We start from the raw sequence: 2,339 nt of genomic DNA on the forward strand, positions 1-2,339 counted from the left end.
CCCCATCCTCTCGGTGGACCGTCAAACCCGCTTGGCGAATGGCTTGCCGCATGACTTCGCGCGTGGCCGTGCCCAAGCGCACCCCAAACATCTGCAAGCCGCCCTCGGCTGGGGTTTGGGCTTCGTCTTTGGGTTTTTGTGAGGCCGCCCCAGGGATTGCTGTGACCACTACGTCAGGGACTGGCGCGGCGCCCGAAACAGAACGCCATTGCGTTTGGCCCAACGCGGGCGGCGCCCCCGCCAAACTCCAACCTATGGCGCAGATCCATGTGGCTTGCTGCAGCCCCTGCAACAAGGGTTTGTGACGAAAAAAACCTGAAGTGGATGGCATATGTGACCCGCCTTGAAGAATGAAACGATCCTCAAGTGTACCCACACACCTTAAATATGAATATAAAAGTACCCAAATAAAGCCTCTGACTTCGGATTTAAGCCAAGGCCTTTTCAAACTCGGTCAAGCGCTTGTAGATCGAGCGCAGCTCGGTGATGTCGGTCCAGCGGTCGATCAGGTAAGAAAACGCGTCATTGACCTTGCCGAAGGCGTTGCTCACCTGCTGGATCACTCCCAATGTGATCAAACCTGAAAACAGCGAAGGCCCCATCAACAGGTACGGAAAAATCACCATCACCTGGCTGTACAAATTGCTCCAGAGGTTGAAGTAAGCATAGTGGTTGAACAGCCTGAAATTGTTCACCCGCACGCCAGTGAACAACTGAAACACCGTGGGCAAGTCCATCCGGCTGCGCTCGTCTTCTGCAAACACCAAGTCTTTGCGCAACGCCGCTTCGGTTTTCTGGTTGTTGTATTCGAGGCCCGGCAAGCGAATCCCGACAAACCAAGACACCACCGTGCCCCCCAGCGCGGTGGCCAAAGCCACCCAAAACAAAGACCCTTCAAATTGCAACCAGGCGATCGACATGCCCTTGGACAAGGCCCACAAAATCGGGATGAATGAAATCAAAGTCAACACCGCTCGCACCAAGCCCAAGCCCAGGTTTTCCATCTGACGGGCAAAGCGCATGCAGTCCTCTTGAATCCGCTGCGAAGCACCCTCCACCGTATCGGTCGTGTGCTGCCAACGCGGCAAATACACCTCGGTCATGGCCTGACGCCAGCGAAAAGCGTAATGCGAAGCCAAATACATCTCCAGGCTGCGCAGCAACATGAAAGGAAACGCGATCCAAGCAAACTGCTGCATGAACCCCCAAAACATGTCCAGCCCCCCCGCCTGCTCGGGCTTTTGCAACAAGTCATAAAACTGGCCATACCAAGCATTGAGCTTGACGGTCTGCTGCACGGTGATGAACACCAAGGCCATCAAGACCAACAAGCCACCCCAAGCCCACAAGGCCCAGCGGCGAGAAAGGAAAAAACTTTGGAACATGACGGTGGCCTGCTTTAGGGGTTCACGGTCTCAACGGTCTCGGTCTTGAAGTCGGCGGGCAACACCACCTCCAACAACTCGACATCTTCGCTGTGGCCCATCTCGCGGTGGCGAATGCCCGGCGGTTGGTGAACGCACGACCCGGCCTCCAGCCGAACCACACCTTGACCCTCGTACTCAAACTCGATCCAGCCCTTGAGCACGTACACCAGCTGGAACTCGGTCTGGTGCAAATGCGGCTGGCTTGAAAACGCGTGGCCCCCGGCGGCGCGAATCACACTGGCCGTTACCCGACCTTGGGTGGCCTGCTTCATACCCAGGTCTCGGTACTCAAAAAATGAGCGCAAACCGCGCTCAAACTGCGCATCTTTGGCATGGGTCACCACAAAACCGTTTGTCGTCATGGGCATCTCCTCGGGTCACTGAATCAGGTGGATTACAACCGCACATCCTAAGGCCGGACAAGGGAATGGACTGTCACATCATTTTCTACGCGAATGGGGCGGCTCCACGCCATATGCCCGCTTCGCACTCGCCACTTGCGAAGCCTCGGTGGTTTCGTTCGGGTAAAAGCGGTAACTGGGGGCCACGATGGCAGCGACGGATTGCACCTGAATGACCAGCACGCCGTGAATGGTGAAGCGTTGGCCAACCATGGCCAGCAGCGGCTTGGCCCAGGTCGCAAATTCGGCATCACCTGCACGCACCTCGCGTGCAGTGCCTAAGAGCTTGAACCCCTTTTGCACAAACACATCAACGAAACTCAAACACACTTGAGGATGCTGCGCAATGTTGCGCGCACTGATGGGCGAAGCAATGTGCGCCACCACCACATGCTGCGCGTCGGCAATGGCCCAGACCTCTTTGGGCGAGACATTGGGCTGACCGTCAGTGTCCACCGTGGCCAACCAACACAACACACTGAGCCGGGCAGATTCGCGGACAGCGTCAGTC

At 56.8% G+C, this 2,339-nt stretch carries 3 protein-coding genes; all 3 read right to left on the reverse strand.

Features of this window, described 5'->3' with window-relative positions; translation table 11 throughout:
* Positions 1-428: 428 nt before the first annotated feature.
* Positions 429-1,385 (reverse strand): putative transporter, encoded by a 957-nt coding sequence (locus tag Q0341_RS07385; protein ID WP_299511645.1) that lies wholly within the window; start codon positions 1,383-1,385, stop codon positions 429-431.
* A 14-nt stretch (positions 1,386-1,399) separates the two neighbouring features.
* Positions 1,400-1,789, reverse strand: coding sequence for a cupin domain-containing protein (locus tag Q0341_RS07390; protein ID WP_299511647.1), 390 nt, complete (start codon positions 1,787-1,789; stop codon positions 1,400-1,402).
* Between the two features lie 78 nt (positions 1,790-1,867).
* Positions 1,868-2,339: pyridoxamine 5'-phosphate oxidase family protein (locus Q0341_RS07395; protein WP_299511649.1), on the reverse strand; the 472-nt coding region annotated here is incomplete at its 5' end.

Origin of the sequence: uncultured Limnohabitans sp. (genome assembly GCF_937889215.1) — a bacterium.
Classification (GTDB): Bacteria; Pseudomonadota; Gammaproteobacteria; order Burkholderiales; family Burkholderiaceae_C; genus Limnohabitans_A.

Coding starts and splice junctions, on each gene's coding strand:
- Q0341_RS07390 (WP_299511647.1), bottom strand. CDS start 1,789: ATGACGACAAACGGTTTTGTGGTGACCCATGCCAAAGATGCGCAGTTT.
- Q0341_RS07385 (WP_299511645.1), bottom strand. CDS start 1,385: ATGTTCCAAAGTTTTTTCCTTTCTCGCCGCTGGGCCTTGTGGGCTTGG.